Source organism: Streptomyces sp. NPDC031049, from assembly GCF_055571015.1.
On sequence record NZ_JBVIGC010000004.1, the window covers coordinates 238,816 to 263,755 of the forward strand.

Consider the following 24,940-nt stretch of genomic DNA (forward strand, 5'->3'; position numbering starts at 1 on the left):
GGACTTTGATGCCGCTCCTCGACCGAACCGGTCAGCCGCCGCCCTCGTCGTACGGGTCGCGCGGCGCCGGGACGGGGCTGGCCCCGGTCACGTCCAGGAAGGGGATCGGGGCGCCGTTGACCGGGTCACGGGTCCGGTGCGGGGTGTAGGTGCCGGTGACGTCGAGCCAGGTGTCCTGGCGCAGGACCGGGGGGACACGGCCGGTCAGGCCGATCTTGACGGGCTGGGCGTCGGCCGCACAGCAGTTGAGGGTCATGCGGACCAGGTAGGGCCTGCCGGAACCGTCCACCGCGAGGAAGCCGGTCAGGGTGACGCGTCGGCCGTCGAGGCCGCGGCCGTCGTCGTACGCCGCCCGCTGCGCGTAGTCGGCAAGGGTGAGGCGGAGCGGGTCCCCGTCGGCCGGGCCCGGCCGCCCGTCCGGGTCGTGGTCCGGCAACGGCGGGAAACCGAGGGGCTTTTGCAGGGCCGAGCCGGCGTGCATCGCGCTGTACGAGCCGAGGGCCGGCGGTGCGACGAGGATCAGGGCGAGGACCGGCAGAAGCAGCAGCCAGGAGACGCCGGGTTCGTGCGGTCGCACGCACGGGGCCGGGGACCGCGGGGCCGGCCGGTGATGGTGCTTCGGGGTGCGGGGGCGGCGGGCGCGGGTCCCCCGGTGCTCGTACCAGGCCGTCGCCAGGGCCGTCGCGATCAGTACGGCACCGGCCGTCACGACCAGCGGGCGCAGCCCCGACTTCACGTACCGCAGGGACAGGTCCGTGCCGCCCGCGTGCAGCAGGGCCGCACCGAGGACGAACAGGACTGCCGCCTGTGCCTGCCGGTTCACAGCAGCACCGTCCCCGTCAGCACCGCGGCCGCGACCGCCACGGCGAACGTCGCCGGTGCGAACCGCAGCGCGAAGGACCGGCCGAAGGTGCCCGCCTGCATCGCGCACAGCTTCAGGTCCACCACCGGGCCCACCACCAGGAAGGCCAGCCGCGCCGTCAGCGAGAACTGCGTCAGCGACGCCGCCACGAACGCGTCCGCCTCCGAGCAGATCGACAACAGCACGGCCAGCACCGCCAGGGCCAGCACGGACAGCACCGGATCACCGGCCGCGGCGGCCAGCCACCGCGCGGGGACTACGGCCTTGAGGGTCGCCGCGGCCAGCGCGCCGACGACGAGGAAACCGCCCGCGTGCACCACGTCGTGCCGCACCGACCCCCAGAACGCCGCTCCCCTGCCCTGGTCGTCGTACGACGCCCGGGCCGGCGGGCGCAGCCAGTCGGTGCGGCCCGCGCGCTGCCACAGCCAGCCCATCGCGCACGCCACCAGCAGGCCCGCCAGGAACCGGGCCAGGACCATCGCGGGCTCCCCGGGGAAGGCCACGGCGGTCGCCGTCAGCACGATCGGATTGATCGCCGGGGCGGACAGCAGGAAGGCGAGCGCCGCGGCGGGCGTGACGCCCCGCCGGACCAGTGCTCCCGCCACCGGCACGGACGCGCACTCGCAGCCGGGCAGCACCGCGCCCGCCGCGCCTGCGACCGGTACCGCGAGGCCGGCCCGCCGGGGCAGCGCCCGGACGAAGAAGGACGGCGGCACGAACACCGCGATGGCCGCCGACAGCAGCACACCGAGCACCAGGAACGGCAACGCCTGGACGACGACCGCGACGAACACCGTCGTCCAGCTCTGCATCACCGGTGCCGACAGCGCCGTGCGCAGCGGTTCCTGGAGCATCACCGCCGACACCAGCAGCAGGACCACCAGCAGCGGGGAGTCCCCGCGGAGCCGGTCCCGTACGCCGCCCCCCGCGGCTTCGTCGACGGCCACCTGCGACCCGCCTCCCTGTACGCCGTGCCGTGCCGGTGGTGGGCCCCGCCGGGCGTCCGGCCGTGCCCCTAGGCGTTCGTGCCCCTAGGCGTTCGTGCCTCCATGCGTTCGTGCGTCCATACGGCTGTGGCCGCGCCGCCGTTCACCCGCCGCTGGAACCGGGCCCGCCGGTGCGGCAGTCTTGTGCCACGTGGGGAGCGTTCCGAATCAAGGACCGCCGGGTGACCGGGCCGAGCACATGGTGGTGTGCGGGGACGACGGGCTCGCACACCGGCTGGCCGCCGAACTGCGCGGTGTCTACGGCGAACAGGTCACGCTCGTCGTGCCGCCCACCGGGCGCCGGGTGCGCCAGCCGGTGGTCGGCCGGGCCCGCGCCGCCTCGGCCGCGCTGCTCGACCTGGTGAACGCGGCCGTCAACCGGTCGTCGGTCGCGCCCGAACCCGGCTCCTCGGGCCGGGAGTTGGAGGCCGCCGAGCCCACCGAGGACGTGCTCGCCGAGGCGGGCGTCGACCGGGCCGCCGCGCTGGCCCTGGTCTACGACGACGACGAGACCAACATTCGCGCCGCGCTCACGGCACGCCGGCTCAACCCCCGTCTGCGCCTGGTCCTGCGGCTGTACAACCGCCGCCTGGGCCAGCACATCGAGGAACTCCTCGACCAGGCGGCCACGTTGGCCACCGGTGAGGCGCGGACGCCCGGGTTCGACGCCTCCACCACCGTGCTCTCCGACGCCGACACGGCCGCGCCCGCGCTGGTGGCGACCGCGCTCGTCGGCACCAGCAAGGTCGTCGAGACCGACGGGCTGCTGCTGCGTGCCGTGGAGCGGCAGCCGCCGCGTCCCGGCGAGGTCGCCGATCCGGGGCTGTGCACCCTGGCGCTGCTCTCCGCGACCAGCAACGACCCGGCCGGTTCGGAGGGTTCGGAGGGCAGCGGCGAGCAGGGGCCGCAGCTGCTGCCCGACGAGGGGGCGGTGGCGCGGGCGACCGGGCGCGGCACCGTGGCTCTGGAGCAGGTGTCGTACGCCGGGCCGCCGCTGCCTCCGCGACGCGTCGGAGGTGTGCCGTTGCGGTCGCTGTTCTCTCGCCGGCTGCGGTGGTCGCTGGCGGGGTTGGTGGCGTGTGTGGCCGGGCTCGCCGTCGCGATGACGCTGGTGACCGGCGACCATCCGCTGCACGCGACGTATGTGACCTTGCTGAATCTGTTCGCCATCAACGAGCCGGCGCTCGGTGAGCCGACCGGGGAGCAGGTCCTCCAGCTGTTGTCGGGGTTGATGGGACTGCTGCTGTTGCCGGTGCTGCTGGCGGCGGCGCTGGAGGCGCTGGGTACGTTCCGCAGCGCCTCGGCGCTGCGGAAGCCGCCGCGCGGACTCAGCGGGCATGTGGTGCTGCTGGGGCTGGGCAAGATCGGCACGCGGGTGCTGACCCGGTTGCGCGAGCTGCACATCCCCGTGGTGTGCGTCGAGGCCGACCCCGACGCGCGGGGCATGGCGACGGCGCGGCGGTTACGGGTGCCGGTCGTGCTGGGCGACGCCACGGAGGAAGGGGTCCTGGAGGCGGCCAAGATCCATCGGGCGCACTCGCTGCTGGCGCTGACCAGTGTGGACACCACGAATCTGGAGGCCGTGCTGTATGCGCGGTCCGTGCGGTCGGATCTGCGGGTGGTGCTGCGGCTGTACGACGACGACTTCGCCACCGCGGTGTACCGGACGTTGCGGGCCGCGCATCCCGGTGCGTTGACGCGCAGCCGGAGTGTGAGCCATCTGGCGGCGCCGGCGTTCGCCGGGGCGATGATGGGGCGGCAGATTCTCGGGGCGATTCCGGTCGAGCGGCGGGTGCTGTTGTTCGCGGCGGTCCGGGTGGCGGGGCATCCGCAGTTGGAGGGCCGGACGGTCGGGGAGGCGTTCCGGGCGGGGGCCTGGCGGGTGTTGGCCTTGGACACGGGGGCCTCCGGCGGTGAGGCGGGGGGTGGTGAGGACGGGGGGCGTTCTGGGGTCGGCGCTGGTTCCGGGGCTCGGTCTGGGGCTGGGTCCTCTTCTGGTTCCGGTGCGGGGATGGGTTCGGGTTCGGGTTCGGGGTCCGGGTCGGGTTCGGGTTCGGGTTCGGGTGCCGGTTCGGGTTTCGATGGCGGGGCCGGGCCGTCGTTGCCCTCCGGGCTGGTGTGGGATCTGCCCGACACGTATGTCCTGAAGGCTGAGGATCGGGTGGTGTTGGCGGCTACTCGGAGGGGGTTGGCGGAGTTGCTGGGGCGGCGGGGGGTACGGCAGCGGGCGGATGTGTAGGGGCGCTGCCCCTACGACTCCGCCAGGGGGCTCCGCCCCCTGGACCCCCGGCCTATGCCCACCCACCACCCGACTCGCTCGAGCAAGAAGCGAACGCCGCCTCCCGACTCCCGTCGGCCGGAAGTCGACGGCACCCCACCCCCGCCCGGCTCGCGCGGACGGCAAGTCCATGGCACCCACCCCCGCCCGGCTCACGCGGACGGCAAGGCGACGTCACCCACGTCCGCCTGGCCTCACGCGGGCGGCAAGGCGACGCCGTACCAGGCTCGCCCGGATCGTGTGGGCGGCAAGGTGACGGTAGCCAGGGTCGCTCGGATCGGGTGGGTGGGAGGGGCGTCCGTGCTTGCTCGGCTGGGTCGGGTCGGGTCGGGTCGGGTCAGGGGAGGTGGCGGGTGGCGAAGTCGAGTTCCAGGGTTACCTGTTTGATGCGTTCGTCCACGACCAGGGAGCCGTGGCCCGCGTCGTAGCGGTAGACCTCGTGGGTCGCGCCTCTGGCCTCCAGGCGCTTGACGTAGTTCTCGATCTGGCGGATGGGGCAGCGGGGGTCGTTGACGCCCGCCGAGATGTAGACCGGGGCCTTGACCTGGTCCACGTAGGTGAGGGGGGAGGACGCCTCGAAGCGGTCGGGGACCTCTTCGGGGGTGCCGCCGAGCAGGGTGCGGTCCAGGGCCTTCAGGCCCTCCATCTCGTCGTGGTACGCCGTGACGTAGTCGGCGACCGGGACGGCCGCGATGCCCAGGGCCCACGCGTCCGGCTGGGTGCCGAGGCCGAGGAGGGTGAGGTAGCCGCCCCAGGAACCGCCGGTGAGGATCAGGCGCTCCGGGTCGGCGAGACCCGATGCGACCGCCCATTCGCGGACCGCCGCGATGTCCTCCAGCTCGATGAGGCCCACCCGGTGCTTCAGCGCGTCCGTCCAGGCGCGGCCGTACCCCGTGGAGCCGCGGTAGTTGACGCGGACGACCGCGTATCCGTGGTCGACCCAGGCGGCCGGGCCGGCGGCGAAGGCGTCGCTGTCGTGCCAGGTGGGGCCGCCGTGGATGTCGAAGACCGTGGGGAGCGGACCGCTCGCGCCCGCCGGCTTCTGGACCAGGGCGTGGATGCGGCCGCCCGGGCCCTCCACCCACACGTCCTCCACCGGGACCGAGCCGGGGGACTTCATGCCGGGCGGGTCGAGGACCACGCGGCCGGTGGTGGAACGGACCGCCGGCGGCTCGGCGGCGGAGGACCACAGGTACTCCACGCTGCCGTCGGGGCGGGGGGTGGCGCCCGAGACCGTGCCGGCCGGGGTGGGGACCTCGATCAGTTCGCGTGCCGCCAGGTCGTAGCGGAACAGCTCGCTGCGGGCCTCGAAGCTGTGCACGATCAGCAGGCCGGACCCGTCCGGGTACCACTCGGCGCTCACGTCGCCCGGCAGCTCCAGGGCGAGGTCGGTCTCCTCCCCCGTGGCCACGTCCCACACCAGCGGCTCCCAGCGGCCCCGCCGCTGGTGTCCGATGAGCAGCCGGGTGTCGCCGTCGACCGGCGCGAAGCCGAGCACCTCCAGGCCCAGCTCCTGCGTGCCGCCCCGGGTGTCGTCCAGCTCGGCGACCTTCGTGCCGTCCGGGCGCAGCACGCGCAGCGCCGAGTGCATCGCGTCCCCGTGCTCGGTGTGCTCGATGGCGAGCAGCGAGCCGTCGTGGGAGAGGTCGCCGACGCCCGCCGACTCGCGGTGCCGGTAGATCTCGACCGGGGACTCGCCCAGGCGGGCGAAGTGGATCGTCGTGCCGTCCTCGTCGGTGGAGCGGCCGACCACCGCCGTACGGCCGTCGCGGCCGAGGGCGAGACCGGCCGGGTAGGAGGGGTCGAGGCCGGGCACGGCCAGCTCGTCCTCACCGCCCGTGAAGGGCTGGCGGCGCCAGACGCCGAACTCGTCGCCGTCCTTGTCGTCGAACCACCAGATCCACTCGCCGTCCGGCGTGAGCACGCCGTCCGTCGTGCCGTTGGGCCGGTCGGTGACCTGGCGCCGTTCGCCGGTCGACCGGTCCCAGGCGTACAGCTCGTACGTCCCCGTCGCGTTCGACACGAACAGGGAGCGGTGCGGTGCGTCCTGCGCCCAGTCGGGCAGCGACACCCTCGGTGCCCGGAACCGCTTCTCCCAGTCCGGCATCTCCCCACCCCGCGGGGTGGCCCGTCCTTGCTCGTCCTGCCCCTGCTGATCCTGCTGATCCTGCTGATCCTGCGAGTCGGACCCGTTGCGCTCAGTCATGGCCCCATACTGCCCCGCCGCGCCGACATTCCGCCGCCCCCGCCCCCAGCCTGTGGAAAACTCGGCGTCCGCGCAGGTCAGCCTCACTCGTGAGGGGACAGGCGCACACTCCCGGCAGACCGGTACGACCCTGGCGCCGGGCGGTCCGTGCCGTCCGCGTACCTTTGAAGGCGTGTACCGGTTTCTGCTGACGCCCCGTTGGTGGGGGATCAACGTCTTCGTCCTGCTCTCGATCCCCTTCTGCATCTTCATGGGCTCGTGGCAGCTGGGCCGGTTCGAGGACCGGGTGGAGACCCACCGCAGCGCCGAGACGCAGGCCGAGGAGTCCCGTCACCAGGCCGCCCGCCCGCTCGCGGAGCTCCTGCCGGTGACCAAGGCGACGGTCGGCAGGCAGACCACCGCGACCGGCCGGTACGACGAGCAGCTGCTCGTCCCGGACCGGGAGCTGGACGGCCGGCAGGGGTACTACGTCCTGACGCTGCTGCGCACGGACTCCGGGCAGGCGCTGCCCGTCGTCCGGGGCTGGCTGCCCGGCGAGCCCGACCCGGCCGAGGTCCCGGCTCCGCCCTCAGGTGAGGTCACGGTCACCGGGGCGCTGCACGCCTCGGAGAGCCCGAACGCGGCGGGCACGGGCGCCGCCGGTGGTCTGCCGGCCGGACAGACGGCGGCGGTCAGCACGGCCACGCTGGTGAACCTGGTGCCGTACGACGTCTACGACGCGTGGATCACCCTCAACGAGGGCGACTCCGGGATGCGGGCCGCGCCCGTGAGCACGCCGCAGAACACCGGCCTCGACCTGAAGGCGTTCCAGAACCTCGGGTACACCGCCGAGTGGTTCGCCTTCGTCGGCTTCGTGATCTTCATGTGGTTCCGGCTGCTGCGCCGCGAGCGTGAGCTGGCCCGGGACGCCGAGCTGGGTCTGCTGCCCGAGGAGGGGCCGCGGGAGACCGGCACGGCGCAGCGGCAGGAGGAAGAAGAGGAAGAGAAGGGGCAGCAGAACCCCAGTCCCTCCGGAGTCTGAGGATCGCGGTTCCTCCGAGGTCCCCCGGCCTCTCCAGGTCCCCGGCCTCTCCGGGTCCCCGGCCTCTCCAGGTCGACAGCACCCGCCGGGTCCGAGGTCCCGGCGGGGGTGCCGAGCGGACTAGCGCGCCGCCAGCACGCCCGTCCAGTACACGGTCCCCGCGCACGCGTTGGCCACGGTGGCCGTCGCCGAGCCCGTGCCGCCTTCCGGTGTGTAGGTCACGGCCACCTTGCCGTCGGCCGGGCCGTCGGCGGTGACCAGCTGGGGTGCCGTGCCGGTCTCGTCGCCGGTGGCGGTGCCGCCGGACCCGGTCGTGTCCTGGGAGGGCGACGGGTCGGGCGAGGGCCCGCCGGTGCTGCCGCCCGTGGTGCCGCCGGGCGTACCGCCGGTGGTGGGGCAGGTCTCCGAGGGCACCCAGGCGAACTGCACCTCGTAGGCGGCGCCCGGCTCCACCAGCAGGGACGGCATCTCCAGCGAGGGGTCGGGCAGTCCGGCCGCGGGGTCCCCGGCCACATGGCGGGCGGTGCCGATCCTGGCCGGGTCCGCCGCTCCCTGCGGGGAGACGGCCACGGAGCCGGGACCGGCGACCGTACAGCCGTCGGAGGAGACGTTGGTGACCCGGAAGGAGCCGTAGACGACGCCCATGGAGTCGGGTGCGGCGCTGGAGGCGACGGCGGGGCCCAGCTGGCCCGCGGAGCACGCCGCGACGCCGGCCTCGGCGCTGGCGGAGGGGTCGGCTCCGGCGCTCGTCCCGGCACCGGGGCCGCCGGTCTTCTCGTCCTTGCCCTTGTCCTTGGGGGCGTCCTTGCCCTTGTCCTGGGCCTTGCCGGTGGAGCCGACGCTGTCGCTCTTGCCGCCGGCCGGGTCCTTGCCCTGGGTGGCTCCGCCCTGGGCCTGGGAGGCGTGTCCGGCGACGGAGGGGTTGGCGCCGGGGCCGTCGGAGTTGGAGACGTGGACGAGGGCGGGGACGGCGGTGCCGACGAAGAGGACGGCGGCGGCCACGCCGACGGCTGCCTGGCGCTTGCGTGCCCGCCGGGCGGGTACCGCCCGGCGCAGGTAGTCCAGGGTGCCGTCACGCGGCTCGACGTCCTGGACGGCGTCGCGCAGCATCCGGCGCAGGGCCAGCTCGTCCGCGCCCAGCCCGCCGAGCCCGTCGAGCCCGTCGCGGGCGGCGAACTCGTCGCTCCCGTCGCCGCGGCCGTCGGGGCCTTCGGAGCCGACGGAGCGATCGGAGCCGACAGGGCCTTCGGATCCGACAGGGTGGTCGGAGCCGACGGGGTGTTCGGAGCCGACGGGGCCCTCCGGGGCGCGGGAGCCGTCGGGCCCCTGAGCGTCGGGGCCCTGAGTGTCGGGGCCGTGGTTCACAGTTCCGTTCCCAGCGTGCGAGTCGTTCTCGGGGGCGTGGTGTCGGTCGTCGGCGGCGGCGCCGTCGCGCCGCGCCCCGTCGCTGCCGTCGCTCATGCCGGCGCCTCCATGGCGACCCTGAGCGCCGCGATGCCACGGGAACCGTACGCCTTGACCGAGCCGAGCGATATGCCGAGCGTCTCGGCCACCTGCGCCTCGGTCATGTCCGCGAAGTACCGCAGGACCAGCACCTCGCGCTGCCGGCGCTGAAGCCCCTTCATGGCCTTGATCAGGGAGTCGCGCTCCAGCTGGTCGTACGCGCCCTCCTCCGCGCTCGCCATGTCGGGCATGGGCTTGGACAGCAGCTTGAGGCCGAGGATGCGGCGGCGCAGGGCCGAACGCGACAGGTTGACGACGGTCTGGCGCAGGTACGCCAGTGTCTTCTCCGGGTCCCGGACGCGTTTGCGCGCGGAGTGGACGCGGATGAAGGCCTCCTGCACGACGTCCTCGCAGGACGCGGTGTCGTCGAGCAGGAGGGCGGCGAGACCGAGCAGCGACCGGTAGTGGGTGCGGTAGGTCTCGGTGAGGTGGTCGACGGTGGTACCCGCCGCGGCCTCTTCGGCGCCGTCACGCTGGTTCGGGATGCGGGCGGGCTGAGCTGCGGACATGGGCGCGATCACCGGCATGCCACCGGCCGTGCCGGCCTTGCGAGGACGGACGGCCCGGCGGGGCGGCCGAAGGGCGGCCGTGCCGCGGGGTGCCGCGGTGAATTCGAGTACCTCTGCCACGCCAGTTGGACACGCATGCCCCCGTGAGGGTTGTACGTGCCGGACGTCACGTTCGCTCTCGCGTCAGGCAGCACAACTGACGGTGCACCAAATGCCCTCATGCGTCCCGCTCATCCCCTAAATCCAATCGCCCGGACGTCCCCACGTCCGGGCCTTCGGCGTCCCCACGCCCGGTCTCCGGCGTCCCCAACGCCCCGGACGGGTGACGGCAAAGACGCTCGCGCCCGCCGCTTGGTTGCGGAGGGCGGAAGGGAAATCCTCTGATGCCGCAAGGGACCTGATCAAGTGGTCCGGACCTACGTTTGGATCACAGGACTCACACGGATCCTACAAAGCTCAATCAACGCGGGCACCGGAATTCACGCGGCCCGGCCTGAGCCGCGCGCGGCTCAGGCCTGCTCCGCCGCCACCAGCTCCGCGATCTGCGCGGTGTTCAGCGCGGCGCCCTTGCGGAGGTTGTCGCCGCACACGAAGAGTTCGAGCGCCGTGGGGTCGTCCAGCGCCCGGCGCACCCGGCCCACCCAGGTCGGGTCGGTGCCGACGGCGTCCGCGGGCGTCGGGAACTCTCCCGCTGCCGGGTCGTCGAAGAGGACGACACCGGGCGCCGTGGCCAGGATCTCCCGGGCCCGGTCGACGGTGACCTCGTCCTCGAAGCGGGCGTGCACGGTCAGGGAGTGCGTGGTCACCACGGGCACCCGCACGCACGTCACGGCCACCGGGAGCTGCGGCAGCCCGAGGATCTTGCGGGACTCGTCCCGCACCTTCATCTCCTCCGACGACCAGCCGTCCTCGCGCAGCGACCCGGCCCACGGTACGACGTTCAGCGCGACCGGCTCCGGGAACGGCCCGGTGTCGTCGCCGACGGCCCGCCGCAGGTCACCGGGGTTGGTGCCCAGCTCCGTACCGGCCACCAGGGACAGCTGGCGGCGCAGCGTGTCCACGCCGGCGCGCCCGGCCCCGCTCACCGCCTGGTACGAGGAGACGACCAGCTCGCGCAGGCCGAACTCGGCGTGCAGCGCACCCAGGGCGACGATCATGGACAGCGTCGTGCAGTTGGGGTTGGCGACGATCCCGCGCGGGCGCATCCGCACCGCGTGCGGGTTGACCTCGGGCACGACGAGCGGCACGTCCGGGTCCATCCGGAACGCGCCGGAGTTGTCGACCACCACCACGCCCTTGGCGGCGGCGATCGGCGCCCACCGGGCGGATACCTCGTCGGGGACGTCGAACATGGCGATGTCGACGCCGTCGAAGGCCTCCTCGGCGAGCGCGACCACCTCGACCTCCTCGCCGCGCACGGCCAGCTTGCGGCCGGCCGAGCGCGGCGAGGCGATCAGACGGATCTCGCCCCAGATGTCCGCGTGCTGGGACAGGATCTGGAGCATGACCGAGCCGACGGCTCCGGTCGCTCCCACGACCGCGAGCGTCGGCCGCCCGGTCCGTCCCGTGATCCGGGACCGTACGGTTTCGGCCATCAGCGGCCGGTGCCTCCGTAGACGACGGCCTCGTCGCTGTCGGAGTCCAGGCCGAAGGCGGTGTGCACGGCGCGCACGGCCTCGTTGACGTCGTCCTTGCGGGTGACGACCGAGATGCGGATCTCGGAGGTCGAGATCAGCTCGATGTTCACCCCTGCGTCGGACAGCGCGGTGAAGAAGTCGGCCGTGACGCCCGGGTTGGTCTTCATACCGGCGCCGACCAGGGAGATCTTGCCGATCTGGTCGTCGTAGCGCAGGGAGTCGAAGCCGATGGCGGTCTTCGCCTTCTCCAGGGCGTCGATGGCCTTGCGGCCCTCGGTCTTCGGCAGCGTGAAGGAGATGTCCGTCAGACCGGTGGAGGCGGCGGACACGTTCTGCACGACCATGTCGATGTTGATCTCGGCGTCGGCGATGGCGCGGAAGATCGCCGCCGCCTCGCCCGGCTTGTCCGGCACACCGACGACCGTGACCTTGGCCTCGGAGGTGTCGTGCGCGACACCGGAGATGAGCGCCTGCTCCACCTGCTTGTCCCCTTGGTTGATCGGCTCGCTGCTGACCCACGTGCCCTGAAGTCCGCTGAAGCTGGACCGGACGTGGATCGGGATGTTGTACCGGCGGGCGTACTCCACACAGCGGTGGAGCAGCACCTTGGAGCCGGAGGCGGCCAGTTCGAGCATGTCCTCGAACGAGATCCAGTCGATCTTCCTGGCCTTCTTCACCACACGCGGGTCGGCGGTGAACACGCCGTCGACGTCCGTGTAGATCTCGCAGACGTCCGCGTCGAGCGCGGCGGCGAGGGCGACGGCCGTGGTGTCGGAGCCGCCGCGGCCCAGCGTGGTGATGTCCTTGCTGTCCTGGCTGACGCCCTGGAAGCCGGCCACGATGGCGATGTTGCCCTCGTCCACCGAGGTGCGGATGCGCCCCGGCGTGACGTCGATGATCCGGGCTTTGTTGTGGACCGAGTCGGTGATGACACCCGCCTGGCTGCCGGTGAACGACTGGGCCTCGTGGCCCAGGTTCTTGATCGCCATGGCCAGCAGGGCCATGGAGATCCGCTCACCGGCGGTCAGCAGCATGTCGAGCTCACGTCCGGCAGGCATCGGGGAAACCTGCTCGGCGAGATCGATCAGCTCGTCCGTCGTGTCGCCCATCGCGGAAACGACGGCAACCACCTGGTTGCCCTTCTGCTTCGCTTCCACGATCCGCTTGGCGACGCGCTTGATGCCTTCGGCATCGGCTACGGAGGAGCCTCCGTACTTCTGCACGACAAGGCCCACGTGCGCTCCTCGCTCATTCCGTCTCTTTCCGCACGTACGTAGATGTACTGCGGTCGGCTCAGTCTATCGAGCGTCCGAATTTCCCCCCTGCGATATCGCATGGTGAGACCCGGCGCCCGTCCGAGCAGGCTCATGCCCAGACAGACGCGGTCCACTCGGAAAAGTGCCCTGCATCACATCTTCACAAGCAGGGGTTGCGATCAGTCCGCCAGATCCTTCAGGGGGTCGGTGTCGAGGGTGATGCCGACCGGGTCGGGGAGCTGGACGGGGGCGCCGAAGGGCAGCTTCTCCTGGTGCGGGTAGCGCCCGCCCTCCGACTGGTTGAACACGACGACCGAGCAGTCGTCCCGATCGATCAGGAGATGGACGGGGATGTTATGAGGTGAACTCCACAGCCATCAGGGCCGTGCCCGCCTCCGACCCTTCACCGTGCCCTCTGAGCCCGCCCTTGGGAACCAGCACGGCATCGGCGCGGTCTCGCCCTTTGCGGGAAGCCTCGGTCTTCAGCCCGCGCTCGGGGTGCAGCCGAAGATCTGGGCGCGCCTGCATGCAGCGTTCCATGAGCGCCATGATGAAGACGGCGATCTCGGCGTCCCGCGGGAGCAGATGTGCGAAGTCCGGGTCCGCGTGCGGGTCTTCGTCACCTGCGGGGCGCTTTCCGTACCCCGCTCTGGCCGGCGTACCGGCACTCGGCGGGAACACCCGGCCGCTGCGCTGGTACAGCGCGCCCACGCCCTCCGCGCCCTACGTCGACACGGAGGCGCTGTTCGCCGCCGTGGGCGGGCGTTAGGCGCCGGTGCGCCTCAGGTGCCCGTGGAGGCCGAGCCGATGTCGCCGCCCGCCGCGATGGAGCCCCTGCCGGACGCGCTCACCCCGCCGGACGGGGGCGCCTGCGAGGAGGACGGCGGCGCGGGGGCGGCGGCAGGCGGGGTCGTGCCGCCCGTCGACGCCGTGCCGATGTTGCCGCCCGCGGCGATCGCCCCGTCGCCGGACGCGGTGGTCCCGGACGGGGCCGGGGTGCGGGACGCCCCGCCGAACTGGGCGAACAGCGCGAGGGCGAGGCCCAGCAGCCCGGCCACCGCGCCGGTCACACTGGCTGCCTGGTCAGCCCGGCCGAGGTCGGTCGCGGCGACCACGACGAGCGTGACCGCTCCGGCTCCGCACAGGCCGGCTCCGGTCCACAGCAGGGGCTTCCTGGTCATGACGTCCCTTCTTCGGCGCCCTCACGGTTCATGAGCGCGGCCATGAGCTGTTCCATCTGATCGATGACCTCCGGCCCGAGCGGTCCACCGGAGTCGTCACCGAACTGCTCCGAGGCGCTGCGGAACCATCCGATCGCGTCGGTGACGGCGGACTCGTCCCGCGCCACCGCGGACGTGAACACCATCATCAGGTGCGCCATGACGCTGGGTGCCGCGTCCGCTCCGCTGCGGCGTTGCTGCTCGGCGTCCTCCGCGGCCTGCCGGGCATGGCGCAGCGCGTTGTCGAAGTCCTCGACCACGAGGTAGGCCTGCACCAGGTTCAACCTCGCCCAGACGGTGTCGCTGTGCTCCCGGCCGAGCGCCTCCTCGCAGTCGGCGACGTGCCGCTCCGCCTCGGGCAGCGCCTCCCGGGCCCATTCCCGCATCGCCTCGGGGTCGACCTTCTGCCTCGTCTGCTCGAGGGCCTCCCTGAGAATGTCCTCCCGTTCCTCCCCGCTCGCCCGCGCGGCCGAGTACAGCGGCTTGATGAGGTCGGTTCCGATCTTGTTCCGTGACTGCCACATCAAGCGGACGTCCAGCGTCAGCGGGTGCCGCTCGCCCAGCGCCCGGACGCAGTCGTCCAGGAGCAGCTCGATCTCCCGCGTGAGACCGTCGAGGCCCGCCAACATGCTCCTCGCCAGGAGCAGCGTCCACCGGGCCCGCAGCGTGTGGGCGTGCCCCGCCCCCAGCACCCGGTGGCGCATCTTCACGACGCGCTCGACGACCCGCTCGACGCCGTCGAGATCGCCCGCCTTCATGTGAGAGGCGGCCGACTCGAACCATGCGGTGATCGTCTCGGGGTGGCGTGGACCGAGCACCCGTTCGCAGCGGGCGATGTGCTCGCGTGCCTGTGCCTCCGGCAGCGGCTCCATGGCGATCACCCGGTTGCGGGCCACCAGGGCGAGCGGGTGCTCGGGGCCCAGGTGGCGCACGATCCCCGACTCGCTCCGTTCGACCAGCTGCCTGGCCCGGCCGCGCAGGCCCTGTCCCGCCGCGAACTCGCCCGCGCGGCCGAACACCCTCGCCAGGCTCACGGTGTCCGCCGCCGGATCGGTGTGGCCCGCCAGCGCCTCGACATGGGGCAGCAGGCGCCGCCACGCCGACCAGGTGCCGGGGTCCTCGGCATCGGCGGGCACCGCCTCCACCAGGCACTCGGCGGCGAGGTCGCGCGCCGCCTCGACGGCGTCGGCCCGGCGGTGCGGGTCGTCGGGGTCGGGGGTCCGGGAGACCGCCTGCACCAGGCGGTGCAGGGAGATCGCCGAGGTGCCGTGCAGGGTCACCATGCTGTGCGCCGCCAGCCGGCCGATGGCCCGGCGCACGGCGGGCGGAGTGCCGAGCCCGTCCAGGAGCGAGCGCGGGATGCCGTCCGGCGCGTACCAGGCGACGGTCAGCAGGATGGTCACCGCCAGCGGGTCGTCGGCCAGGCGGTCCAGTGTCACGCGCCAGACCCGGGCCACCGTCCGCTCCAGGTCGCCGCCCTCCATGGCGGCCGTGTACATGTCCGCCGGGTAGGCGGCCAGCAGCGTCAGGTAGTCGTCGGCCGTGGTGCCCGTCTCCGAGCAGTACGCCGCCGCCTGCTCCACCGCCAGCGGCAGGCAGCCGAGCTCGGCGCAGAGGCCTGACACGCGCTCCCCCGCCTCGGGGGCGATCCGGGTGAACAGGTCGACCGCCTCGTCAGGGGCGAGCACCCCCAGGGAGACCGTCTCCGCGACACCGTGCCATCCCGTCGAGCGCCGGCTGGTGATCAGGAACCGGCCCCGCGGCACCGCCGCCAGGAGCGGCTTCACATCACCCGGGTCATAGACGTTGTCGAGGACGATCAGCCAGCCCTGGTGGGAGGCCAGCCACTGGAGCGCCCAGTCCCGGAGCTGGCTCTCCTGTACGAACCCGGCCAGGCCGGGCGCCACGGCGGTGGCCAGCGCGCACAGCCCGGCGTCCACGGAAGCCCGGTTGTCGGCGTGGACCCACCACACCGGCGTGTGGGCGGCGTGCTCCGCCGCCCAGTGAGCGGCCAGCGTGGACTTGCCGACGCCGCCGAGACCGTGCAGGACGTGCGCGCCCTCCAGCCCAGCGCGCAGCAGCGCCAGTTCCCGTGCGCGGCCGACGAACAGGCCCGGCCGCTCGGGGAGGTTGGTCAGCCCGGGCGGCGCGTCGACGGACGCGGCCGGGGGGACGGCGCCGAACGCGGGAGGCAGCAGGACCGTCACGTCCCCGAAGTGCTGGGTGCCGACGCCGTTCGGTCCGGTGACCGCCGTGCCGATGTCGCGGCCGGCGGCGACCGCGCCGTCCCCCGGGGCGGCCACGCCGGGACGCCGGTCGAACACACCACTCATGCGTCACATCATGACGCCGGGGTACGACATGTGTCAGTCGGGCAGCGGGAGTTGCCACCCGAACCGGACCGCCTCACTTCACCGGCCGGAGGCCCAGCGGGCCCGCGATCTCCTCCACCATCACCCGGCCGGCCTCCGCCTCCAGGGCCTCGTCGCCGAGGTCCTGGTCGGTGTCGAGGCCGTCCAGCGCGGCCAGGGGCTGGTTCAGCCGGACGTGGGCGACGACCGACTGGAGCGCGCGCAGGGTCGCGGACGCCGTGGAGCCCCAGTTGGAGAAGTAGGAGAACTGCCACCACCACAGGGCCTCGGTGGTGCGGCCCGCCTTGTAGTGGACCATGCCGTGGCGGAGGTCGGTGATGACGTCGGTGAGGTCGTCGGAGATTCGGGCCGGCACGGGCGCCTTGCGGGGCTCGTAGGGGTCGAAGACCTCGGAGTAGACGTCGACGGGTTCGAGCAGACGGGCGAGGTTCTCGCGGAGTTCGTCCACGTCCTGCTCGGGGCCCGGGTCGGGCTCGTAGCGCTCGTCCGGGACGATGTCCTCGTGGGCGCCGAGACGGCCGCCGGCCAGCATGAGCTGGGAGACCTCCAGGAGGAGGAAGGGGATCGCCGAGTCCGGCTCGTCGCCCTTCGCGACCTCCGTGACGGCCACCAGGAAACTCTCGATCTGGTCGGCGATCTGGACGGCGAAGTCGTCCGGGTTCTGGTGGGTCGCGTGCAGCGTGGCGTCAGACATCTAGGAGTCGTCTCCCCTCGAAGGCGCGGCCGAGGGTCACCTCGTCCGCGTATTCCAGGTCACCACCCACCGGGAGGCCGCTGGCCAGGCGGGTGACCTTGAGGCCCATGGGCTTGATCATGCGGGCGAGGTACGTCGCCGTGGCCTCGCCCTCCAGATTCGGGTCCGTGGCAAGGATCAGTTCCGTGACCGTCCCGTCGGCCAACCGCGCGAGAAGTTCTCGTATACGCAGGTCGTCGGGGCCGACACCGTCGATCGGGCTGATGGCGCCGCCGAGCACGTGGTACCGGCCGCGGAACTCACGCGTGCGCTCGATGGCGACGACGTCCTTCGGTTCCTCCACGACGCAGAGGACGGCCGGGTCGCGGCGGGTGTCGCGGCAGATGCCGCACTGCTCCTCCTGCGCGACGTTGCCACAGGTCGCGCAGAAGCGGACCTTCGCCTTCACTTCCATGAGGGCGTGGGCGAGGCGCCGTACGTCGGCCGGCTCCGCCTGGAGGATGTGGAAGGCGATCCGCTGCGCGCTCTTGGGACCGACGCCGGGCAGCCGCCCCAGCTCGTCGATGAGGTCCTGGACCACGCCTTCGTACAACGGACTGCCGTCCTTCCTGGGGTTCCTTCACTCCGTACGGTAGATGCCCGGCGCCCGCCGAGAAAGGCGGGCCGGCCGACAAACGCGGGCCGGCTCAGAAAGGCAGCCCGGGGATGCCGCTGCCGCCGCCCAGGCCCTGGGCGAGCGGCCCCAGCTTCTGCTGCTGGAGGGCCTGCGCGTTCTCGTTGGCCGCCTGGACGGCGGCGACGACCAGGTCGGCGAGGGTCTCGGTGTCCTCCGGGTCCACCGCCTTGGGGTCGATCTTCAGGCCGCGCAGCTCGCCGGAGCCGGTGACGGTGGCCTTCACCAGACCGCCGCCCGCCTGCCCGTCGACCTCCGTCTGCGCCAGTTCCTCCTGGGCCTTCGCCAGGTCCTGCTGCATCTTCTGGGCCTGCTGAAGCAGCTGCTGCATGTTGGGCTGGCCACCACCGGGGATCACGTTCAGCTCCTATCGCCGTCGCGGCTTCGTCGCGCTTCGCTGCGGTTTTTCCGTTCGGCACGAGCCTACGTGGTCCGGGCGGCCCTCGCCCCAGCACTCTTTCGAGTGAGACCGGTCCGAGCCCTATACCTGATCAACGCCCCCTTCCGGGCGGAAAAGCGGCGAAACCCGGGCCTGCGCCACCCACCCGGCGGTAGGAAGGGTCCGGCGCGTCAGCCCCAGGTGTGACACGCCGTGGCACGGAATCGTCACGCACCGTGATACGTGGATCAGTTGGGGATCAGTTGGGAGTGCCGGGTGGGTCAGCCGGAGATGCAGCCCGAGGGACCGCCGCAGGACGGGCGGGGCGGCGAGGGGGCGGCCGGGGCGCGGCCGGGCGACCTGACCGGGCGGGCGTTTCCGCTCGGGGACTGGGGGCTGCCCGCTGAGCGGCTGGACGAGCTGTACCGGTGGGTGGAGCGGGGTGCGCTGGACACGGCGGCCTGGTATCTCGCCGACCGGGTGTGGAAGCGGCGCGGTGCCCGGTTGCTGCGCGGCGGGGCCGCGGCGGGGGCGGTCGCCGGTGCGGCGCTGCCGCTGCTGGACATGGCGGGGGCGGTGGACGGGGTCGCGGCCTGGGGGTATCTGGCGCTGCTGCTGGCGGTGGCGTGCGTGGCCGCGGACCGGTACTTCGGGGTGACCTCGGGATGGATGCGGGACGTGGCCACGGCGCAGGCGGTGCAGCGGCGGTTGCAGGCGTTGCAGTTCGACTGGGCGTCGGAGAGCGTGCGGGAGGTGCTGGGTCCGGCGGAGGGGACGGCCGGGGAGGCGGCGGAGCGGTGTCTGCTGGTGCTGCGGCGGTTCTCGGAGGACGTGACGGAGCTGGTGCGCGCCGAGACGGCGGACTGGATGGTCGAGTTCCGGACCGGGCCGGCGCCCATGGTGATCCAGTCGGCGGGTGCCGGCGGGGGCCGGGCCGCGGAGGGCTCGGTGGTGCAGGGGCGGTTCGGGGCGCAGCCCGGGGTGGGGGGTGCGCGGCCGAACATGCCCCGGCAGCGACCGCCGGAGCCGAGGTGACGGGCCGGGGAGCCGAGGTGACAGGCCGCGCAGCCGAGCTGACGGCCGCGGGCCGAGTGAGTGCCGGGGAGCCCAGGTGACGGACCGGGGCCTCGGTTCGTTCGCAGGCCGGTTCCCCGGCCCGCGGCGCGGCGGCCGGTGTCTCACTCGCGGGTGTAGGTCAGGGTCTTCCCGTCGCTGTGTACGCGCCGCAGGCTGCCGTCGGGCAGCAGGGTGACGGTGGAGGGGTCGCCCGGCGTGCAGGAGGAGCGCGGCTGACCGACCGTCACCCGGGACGGGCCGACGCGCAGCGGGCCGTCGTCGCCGGGGTCGGCGGACAGGTCGGCCTCGAACACGCAGTGGTAACTGCCGCTGCCGGCCGGTCCGTCGGCGACGAGGGAGAGGACGGTGTCGCCGACCTCGCCCTGCTGGATGGTCAGCCGCCGCGGGTGCACGCCGGAGGCGTTGTCGATGGTCGTGGTCCAGGTGCCCAGGTATCCCGACGGGATGGTGCCGTCCTCGGCCTGCGGAGTGGTCGGCTGGGCGGCCGAGGTCGTCGGGGCCGGGGCGGTGCCGTCGGCTCCGGGGCCGTTCGGCGGGGCCTGGCCGGTGGTGACGGTGGCCGTCGGGGCCGGCGAGGGGCCGTCGCCCGCCTGGTTGTCGCCGGCGCCGCTCATCAGGGCGTAGACCGAGCCGCCGGCGGCGAGCGCGACGACGAGGGCGACCACCAGCAGCAGCGCGGTGGAGCGGCCCCGGCCGGACGGCTCCGGCGGCGGGCCGTAGGGCGGGGTGTGACCGGCGGGCGGGCCGTAGGGCGGGGTCGCGCCGAGGGCGCCGTACGGGCCGTGGGGCGGGGCGCCCGCGGCGCCCGGGTGCTGCGGGTAGCCGTAGGCGGAGGGCGGGTGCGGGTGGCCGTACGCCGGTGCCGGGTGGCCGGCGGCCGGGGGCGAGGGCGGGTTCTGGCCGGCGACCAGGGTCGGCAGGTGGTTCAGCGGCGCGCCCTCGCCGGGGCGGCCCGGCGGGGGCGGGCCGCCGGGGCCCGCCGGGTCCCCGGGCGCGCCGGAGGGGGCCGGTGCCCCGGCGCGGTCGCCGTTCCCGTTCGGGCCGGGGTCGGCGGCGCGGGCGTGCTCGGGCGGGGCGGCGTCGGAGGCGGAGGCGGGGGAGGGGGCGGAGGCCCCCGAGGCGGCGGGGACGGACGCGGCGGGGGCGGCTGCCGCGGCGGCGGGACCGGAAGCGGCGGGGCCGGAGGCGGCCGGTGTGCCGGGCGACGCGGCGGCGGGGCCCGAGCCGGGCCCCTGAGCCGGGGCCTCCGGAGCCTCCGGTGCCTCCGGGTCCTCGGAGTCCAGCAGCCGTACCGCGTGCCGGCCGAGCTGGGCCACCAGCGCGCTCGGCAGCCACGGGTCACGGGAGCGGCCGTCGGCGACGGTGTCCTCGGCGCCGGTGCGCCGCAGGATCGCGTCGAGCGCGGGGCGGGCGGCGGGGTCCTTCTTCAGGCAGTCCCGGACGAGGTCGGCTATGCCCTCGGGCACCCCCTCCAGATCGGGCTCCTCCTGGGCGATCCGGAACATCAGGGCGTGCACCCCGCTGTTGGCGGTGCCGAAGGGGAGGTTGCCGGTGGCGGCGTAGGCGAGGACGGAACCGAGGCAGAAGACGTCGCAGGCCGGCGTGATGCGGTCGCCGCGCACCTGCTCGGGCGCCATGAAGCCGGGCGAGCCGACGAGCGCGCCGGTCCGGGTGAGCCCGCCGTCGGTCATCGTCTGAAGGGCCCGCGCGATGCCGAAGTCGATGACGCGCGGCCCGTCGATGGTGACCAGCACGTTGGACGGCTTGAGGTCGCGGTGGACCATCCCGGCGGCGTGGATGTCCTTCAGCGCGTACGCCAGCCCGGCGGCCAGGGTCCGGACCGAGCGCTCGGGCAGCGCGCCGTGGTCGTGGCCGACGACCTGCTGGAGGCTGGGCCCGGCGACATAGCCGGTGGCGAGCCACGGCACGGCGGCCTCGGTGTCCGCGTCCAGCACGGGGGCGGTCCAGTCGCCGCCGACCCGCCGCGCGGCCTGCACCTCCTGCCGGAAGCGCTCCCGGAACTCGTCCTGCGCGGCCAGCTCCTCGCGCACCAGCTTGACGGCGACGGTGCGCCCGCGGTCGGAGCGGGCCAGATACACCTGGCCCATGCCGCCGGCGCCGAGCCGCGCCAGCAGCCGGTAGGCACCGATTCTCTGCGGATCCCCCGCCCCGAGCTTCTGCATCGTTGCGCCGCCTCCCCCCGAGCGTGTGCGACAGATCATCGAGTCTAACGACCGGTCCGTGAGGTCCGGGAGACGTTCCGGGCCGCCCTCGCCCAGTCGTTACGGCTCGGTGACGATGCGCTCGACCGCGGCCCTCACCAGCTCGTCCCGCTCCGCCTCGGAGAAGAGGTCCGGCAGGGTGAGCTGCTCGACGATCAGCCAGTTCAAGGTCAGGATCAGCAGCTTGACGGCCATCGCGTCGCCGGGCAGGCCGGAGGCCTCGTGGTAGGCGACGTTGGCGTCGACGTCGGCGCGGACGCGCTCGGTGAGGAGCGTGCGCAGGGCGGGGCGCCGGGTGGCCTCCAGACGCAGTTCGAGGAAGGCCAGGTAGCCGGTGCGGAAGGCGGCGATGCGGCCGACGAGTTCGCGCATCAGCTCGACGTAGGCCTCCCGGTCGCGGCCGGCCGCGCGCTGGCGGGCGAGGGTGGCCTCGTCCGGCTGCAACCGCTCGTAGACCCGGGCGCCGGCCTGGGTGAGCAGGTCGTCGCGGTTGGCGAAGTAGTTGGACGCCGTGCCGGTGGGGACGCCGGCCGCCGCGTCCACCGCCCGGAAGGTCAGGCCGCGGGCGCCCTGGCCGGCCAGCACCTCGATCGCCGCGTCGACGAGCGCCGCGCGCCGCTGGTCGTTCCGCCTCACCATTGACACCACTCCATGTGTAGTACTACGGTCGAACCACTTCAAGCAGAGTACTACGCACTGGGGGTCCCGTTATGCGAAAGCTCGTCTACTACGTCGCCGTCACGCTCGACGGGCGCATCGCCGGGCCGGACGGCGAGTACGACTTCTTCCCGCAGGGCGACGAGCGGCAGGCCGCCGCCTACTCGTCCTGGATGAACGCTCTGCACCCGGAGACCCTCCCGACCGCCCACCGCGCGGCCCTGGGCCTCGCGGACGCGCCCCACCGGCGCTTCGACACCGTCGTCATGGGCCTGGGCGCCTACCGCCCGGCCTACGACATCGGGATCACCAGCCCGTACGGGCACCTGCGCCAGTACGTGGTCTCCAGCACCCTGAAACCGGACGTCGACCCGGCCGTCACCGTCGTTCCGGGCGACCCGGTGGGCCTCGTCCGCGCGCTCAAGGCCGAGGAGGGCGGCGGCCTGGACGTCTGGCTCTGCGGCGGCGGCAGGCTCGCGGGCGCCGTGCTGCCCGAGATCGACGAACTGCTGATCAAGAACTACCCCGTGGTGGCGGGCGCCGGCATCCCCGCCTTCGACGGCGCCTTCGACCCGACCGCGTTCGACGTCGCCGAGCGCACCGCCTTCCCCAACGGCGTCACGTTCACCCGCCTCACGCGCCGCTAGGGCCGGCCGGCGGCGGGCGGGCCGATCCGGGCCAGCACCTCCGACAGGCGCTCCAGGGCCCGTACCGCCTCCGCCAGCTCCGCCTGCGAGCCGTACTCCTCGGCCAGGCGGTCGGCGAAGGCCGCGTGGCCCGGGTCGATCCGGGCCACGGCCGCCCGGCCCTCCTCGGTCGGCGCCAGCAGCTTGGCGCGGCGGTGCGCCGGGTTGGGGCGGTACTCGGCGAGACCCCGGTCCACCAGCAGGTCGGCGATGCGCTGCACGCTCTGCCGGGTGATGCCCATGGCGCGGGCGACGCCGGCCACGGGCAGCGGCTCGCCCAGCACCGCGCCGAGCACCTGCCACCAGGCGGCGGTGAGCCCGGCGGGCCGGGCCAGCTCCTCGGCGACCGCGAGGAACTGGCCGTTGAGCCGGAAGACGCCGAGCGCGCTCCGGCTGAGCAGCTCCTGGCGCTCCCGGCTCACGCCGCCCCCGCCCGCTGGAGCACCTCGTAGGCCGCCGCGTCGGAGTCGTGGAACAGCCGGTACCAGGCGTCGAGGACCTCCCCCTCGTACACCCCGAGCAGCCTGAGGATCTCGCGGGCGAAGGCGACGGGCTCGGTGGGGCCGGCCGTGATCAGACCGCCGTCGGTGACCGCGTCGGCCTCCCGGTAGTGGCCGCCGCCCGCGTAACCGGTCGCCGCGAGGTAGAAGGAGACGGCGCTGGTGTGGGCGCGGTCGTCGAGCAGGCCCTCCCTGGCCAGCCCGGCCGTGGCACCGCAGATCGCGGCGACGGGCACACCGGCGTCCAGGAAGGCGCGGGCCGTGCGGGCGAAGGGGGCGAGGTCGTCCGAGGTGTCCCAGAGGTCGGCGCCCGGGAGGATCAGCAGGGAGCTGTCCTGGGGCCGCAGGCCGGCCAGGGCCAGGTCGGGCTGGACGCGCAGGCCGCCGATGCTCGTGACGGGCGCGGTGTCCGGGCCGACGGTGCGGACCGGGAACCCGGCGCGGGCGAGGTGCGCGGTGGCGTGCCCGGTCTCCCAGTCGGCCATCGTGTCGTAGACGGCGAGGTGGACGGGCTTGCGGTCGTGGGCGTGGGTGCCGGTGGTGCCGTTCATGGTTCCTCCTCGGACCCGGACGCGAACCCCGGAGGGCTGATGACAGCAGACTGTCACTTCGACAACTTACTGTCAATCAGGGTCAGTCAGTCGTGGAGAGGGCCGTCGACACCCTGTCGCGGAAAGCGCCTGTCCACAGACAGGACGCCGATACCGCTTCCGCATCGCGGACATCTACGCTCGGCCGCATGACCCCTCAGCTCCCCCAGCCCGACCCCCGGACCGGCGCCGCCGTCAAGGCCGCCGACCGCGCGCACGTCTTCCACTCCTGGTCCGCACAGGCGCTCATCGACCCGCTCGCCGTCGCCGGCGCCGAGGGGTCGTACTTCTGGGACTACGACGGCAACCGGTACCTCGACTTCACCAGCGGCCTCGTCTACACCAACATCGGCTACCAGCACCCCAAGGTCGTCGCCGCCGTCCAGGAGCAGGCGGCGCGGATGACGACCTTCGCGCCCGCCTTCGCCGTCGAGGCCCGCTCGGAGGCCGCCCGGCTGATCGCCGAGCGCACCCCCGGCGACCTCGACAAGATCTTCTTCACCAACGGCGGCGCGGACGCCGTGGAGCACGCCGTCCGCATGGCCCGGCTGCACACCGGACGCCCGAAGGTGCTGTCGGCGTACCGCTCGTACCACGGCGGCACCCAGCAGGCGATCAACGTCACCGGCGATCCCCGCCGGTGGGCCTCCGACACCGGCACGGCCGGGGTCGTGCACTTCTGGGCGCCCTTCCTCTACCGCTCCCGCTTCTACGCCGAGACCGAGGAGCAGGAGTGCGCGCGGGCGCTGGAGCACCTGGAGACCACGATCGCCTTCGAGGGGCCCGGCACCATCGCCGCGATCGTCCTGGAGACCATCCCCGGCACGGCGGGGATCATGGTGCCGCCGCCCGGCTATCTGGCCGGGGTGCGCGAACTGTGCGACGAGCACGGGATCGTCTTCGTGCTGGACGAGGTCATGGCCGGGTTCGGCCGGACCGGTGAGTGGTTCGCGGCCGACCTGTTCGGCGTCGTGCCGGACCTGATGACCTTCGCCAAGGGGGTGAACTCCGGCTATGTGCCGCTGGGCGGTGTCGCGATCTCCCAGAAGATCGCCGAGACGTTCGCCGAGCGGCCCTACCCCGGCGGCCTGACCTACTCCGGGCACCCGCTGGCCTGCGCCGCCGCCGTGGCCACGATCGAGGCCATGGCCGAGGAGGGCGTGGTGGACAACGCCGCCCGGCTGGGCCGGGACGTCGTCGGACCCGCGCTGCGCGAGCTGGCCGAGCGGCACCCGAGCGTCGGCGAGGTGCGCGGCACCGGCATGTTCTGGGCGCTGGAGCTGGTGCGCGACCGCGAGACGCGCGAGCCGCTGGTGCCGTACAACGCGACCGGCGGGGCCAACGCCCCGATGGCCGCGTTCACCGCCGCCGCGAAGGCCCACGGCCTGTGGCCGTTCGTGAACATGAACCGCACCCATGTCGTGCCGCCCTGCAACGTCAGCGAGGCGGAGCTGAAGGAGGGGCTGGCGGCACTCGACGCGGCGCTGTCCACGGCCGACGCGTACACGGAGTGACGGCGGAGGCGGGGAGTTTGCGGATCGTTATGCCGCACACGTTCCTCGGAACGTGAGGGCGCTTATAGCCTGTCCCGGCCGTAAAAACCAATTCCGCT

Annotated in this window: 23 protein-coding genes; 5 read left to right on the forward strand and 18 right to left on the reverse strand. The window is 73.5% G+C overall.

The features are described from left to right. Positions 1-31: 31 nt before the first annotated feature. Both ACZ45Q_RS08785 and ACZ45Q_RS08790 read right to left on the reverse strand, forming a co-directional pair. On the reverse strand, positions 32-823 hold the full coding sequence (locus ACZ45Q_RS08785; protein WP_468256958.1) for a TIGR03943 family putative permease subunit: 792 nt from the start codon (positions 821-823) through the stop codon (positions 32-34). Beyond that, positions 820-1,809 carry a permease gene (locus ACZ45Q_RS08790; RefSeq protein ID WP_468256961.1) on the reverse strand — a complete coding sequence of 330 codons (990 nt, stop codon included), beginning with the start codon at positions 1,807-1,809 and terminating at the stop codon, positions 820-822. The genes ACZ45Q_RS08785 and ACZ45Q_RS08790 overlap by 4 nt, the downstream gene beginning before the upstream one ends. Positions 1,810-2,047: 238 nt before the next feature. On the opposite strand from ACZ45Q_RS08790, the gene ACZ45Q_RS08795 reads away from it, so the two are divergent. Next, positions 2,048-4,087, forward strand: a complete 2,040-nt coding sequence (locus tag ACZ45Q_RS08795) for an NAD-binding protein (RefSeq protein WP_468257537.1) — start codon at positions 2,048-2,050, stop codon at positions 4,085-4,087. A 376-nt stretch (positions 4,088-4,463) separates the two neighbouring features. On the opposite strand, the gene ACZ45Q_RS08800 is transcribed toward ACZ45Q_RS08795, so the two are convergent. After that, positions 4,464-6,332 carry a S9 family peptidase gene (locus tag ACZ45Q_RS08800; protein ID WP_468256963.1) on the reverse strand — a complete coding sequence of 623 codons (1,869 nt, stop codon included), beginning with the start codon at positions 6,330-6,332 and terminating at the stop codon, positions 4,464-4,466. Positions 6,333-6,504: 172 nt separating this feature from the next. Between ACZ45Q_RS08800 and ACZ45Q_RS08805 the strand changes: the two genes are divergently transcribed. After that, the gene (locus ACZ45Q_RS08805) at positions 6,505-7,353 is read left to right on the forward strand and encodes an SURF1 family protein (RefSeq protein ID WP_468256965.1); all 849 of its coding nucleotides are present in this window, start codon (positions 6,505-6,507) and stop codon (positions 7,351-7,353) included. 120 nt (positions 7,354-7,473) lie between these two features. Here ACZ45Q_RS08805 and ACZ45Q_RS08810 read toward each other — a convergent pair whose 3' ends face one another. The 11 genes from ACZ45Q_RS08810 to ACZ45Q_RS08860 form a co-directional block, all read right to left on the reverse strand. Further along, the gene (locus tag ACZ45Q_RS08810; RefSeq protein WP_468256968.1) at positions 7,474-8,814 is read right to left on the reverse strand and encodes a hypothetical protein; all 1,341 of its coding nucleotides are present in this window, start codon (positions 8,812-8,814) and stop codon (positions 7,474-7,476) included. Further along, on the reverse strand, positions 8,811-9,383 hold the full coding sequence (locus ACZ45Q_RS08815) for a SigE family RNA polymerase sigma factor (RefSeq protein WP_468257540.1): 573 nt from the start codon (positions 9,381-9,383) through the stop codon (positions 8,811-8,813). Before ACZ45Q_RS08815 ends, ACZ45Q_RS08810 begins: the two co-directional genes overlap by 4 nt. Before the next feature lie 491 nt (positions 9,384-9,874). Then, positions 9,875-10,960, reverse strand: coding sequence for an aspartate-semialdehyde dehydrogenase (locus tag ACZ45Q_RS08820; RefSeq protein ID WP_468256971.1), 1,086 nt, complete (start codon positions 10,958-10,960; stop codon positions 9,875-9,877). Next, positions 10,960-12,237: an aspartate kinase gene (locus tag ACZ45Q_RS08825; RefSeq protein WP_468256974.1), complete on the reverse strand. Its 1,278-nt coding sequence runs from the start codon at positions 12,235-12,237 to the stop codon at positions 10,960-10,962. The genes ACZ45Q_RS08820 and ACZ45Q_RS08825 overlap by 1 nt, the downstream gene beginning before the upstream one ends. A 200-nt stretch (positions 12,238-12,437) precedes the next feature. Continuing rightward, complete coding sequence (locus ACZ45Q_RS08830; protein WP_468256977.1) at positions 12,438-12,566, reverse strand: hypothetical protein; 129 nt, start codon at positions 12,564-12,566, stop codon at positions 12,438-12,440. Positions 12,567-12,612: 46 nt separating this feature from the next. Next, entirely contained in the window at positions 12,613-12,969 is a 357-nt protein-coding gene (locus ACZ45Q_RS08835; RefSeq protein WP_468256980.1) for a hypothetical protein, read from the reverse strand. Between the two features lie 71 nt (positions 12,970-13,040). Then, a complete protein-coding gene (locus ACZ45Q_RS08840; protein WP_468256983.1) occupies positions 13,041-13,439 on the reverse strand; it encodes a hypothetical protein in 399 nt (132 codons plus the stop codon). Next, entirely contained in the window at positions 13,436-15,811 is a 2,376-nt protein-coding gene (locus tag ACZ45Q_RS08845) for an NB-ARC domain-containing protein (RefSeq protein ID WP_468256985.1), read from the reverse strand. Before ACZ45Q_RS08845 ends, ACZ45Q_RS08840 begins: the two co-directional genes overlap by 4 nt. 73 nt (positions 15,812-15,884) lie before the next feature. Then, complete coding sequence (locus ACZ45Q_RS08850) at positions 15,885-16,544, reverse strand: DUF5063 domain-containing protein (protein WP_468256987.1); 660 nt, start codon at positions 16,542-16,544, stop codon at positions 15,885-15,887. Continuing rightward, positions 16,537-17,136, reverse strand: a complete 600-nt coding sequence (gene recR / locus ACZ45Q_RS08855; RefSeq protein WP_468256990.1) for a recombination mediator RecR — start codon at positions 17,134-17,136, stop codon at positions 16,537-16,539. The genes ACZ45Q_RS08850 and recR overlap by 8 nt, the downstream gene beginning before the upstream one ends. Positions 17,137-17,230: 94 nt before the next feature. Continuing rightward, positions 17,231-17,575 carry a YbaB/EbfC family nucleoid-associated protein gene (locus ACZ45Q_RS08860; protein WP_468256993.1) on the reverse strand — a complete coding sequence of 115 codons (345 nt, stop codon included), beginning with the start codon at positions 17,573-17,575 and terminating at the stop codon, positions 17,231-17,233. A 297-nt stretch (positions 17,576-17,872) separates the two neighbouring features. Here ACZ45Q_RS08860 and ACZ45Q_RS08865 point away from each other — a divergent pair, with 297 nt between their 5' ends. Beyond that, positions 17,873-18,631, forward strand: coding sequence for an SLATT domain-containing protein (locus ACZ45Q_RS08865; RefSeq protein WP_468256996.1), 759 nt, complete (start codon positions 17,873-17,875; stop codon positions 18,629-18,631). A 143-nt stretch (positions 18,632-18,774) separates the two neighbouring features. Here ACZ45Q_RS08865 and ACZ45Q_RS08870 read toward each other — a convergent pair whose 3' ends face one another. Then, entirely contained in the window at positions 18,775-20,856 is a 2,082-nt protein-coding gene (locus ACZ45Q_RS08870) for a serine/threonine-protein kinase (protein WP_468256998.1), read from the reverse strand. A 99-nt stretch (positions 20,857-20,955) separates the two neighbouring features. Next, positions 20,956-21,534: a TetR/AcrR family transcriptional regulator gene (locus ACZ45Q_RS08875; RefSeq protein ID WP_468257001.1), complete on the reverse strand. Its 579-nt coding sequence runs from the start codon at positions 21,532-21,534 to the stop codon at positions 20,956-20,958. Between the two features lie 71 nt (positions 21,535-21,605). Here ACZ45Q_RS08875 and ACZ45Q_RS08880 point away from each other — a divergent pair, with 71 nt between their 5' ends. Then, entirely contained in the window at positions 21,606-22,199 is a 594-nt protein-coding gene (locus tag ACZ45Q_RS08880; RefSeq protein WP_468257004.1) for a dihydrofolate reductase family protein, read from the forward strand. Here ACZ45Q_RS08880 and ACZ45Q_RS08885 read toward each other — a convergent pair. Beyond that, positions 22,196-22,660, reverse strand: coding sequence for a MarR family winged helix-turn-helix transcriptional regulator (locus ACZ45Q_RS08885; protein WP_468257006.1), 465 nt, complete (start codon positions 22,658-22,660; stop codon positions 22,196-22,198). The two genes, ACZ45Q_RS08880 and ACZ45Q_RS08885, sit on opposite strands and share 4 nt — an antisense overlap. Beyond that, entirely contained in the window at positions 22,657-23,289 is a 633-nt protein-coding gene (locus ACZ45Q_RS08890) for a type 1 glutamine amidotransferase family protein (protein WP_468257009.1), read from the reverse strand. The genes ACZ45Q_RS08885 and ACZ45Q_RS08890 overlap by 4 nt, the downstream gene beginning before the upstream one ends. A gap of 188 nt (positions 23,290-23,477) precedes the next feature. On the opposite strand from ACZ45Q_RS08890, the gene ACZ45Q_RS08895 reads away from it, so the two are divergent. Further along, positions 23,478-24,842, forward strand: coding sequence for an aminotransferase class III-fold pyridoxal phosphate-dependent enzyme (locus ACZ45Q_RS08895; protein ID WP_468257012.1), 1,365 nt, complete (start codon positions 23,478-23,480; stop codon positions 24,840-24,842). The last annotated feature ends 98 nt before the right edge of the window (positions 24,843-24,940 follow it).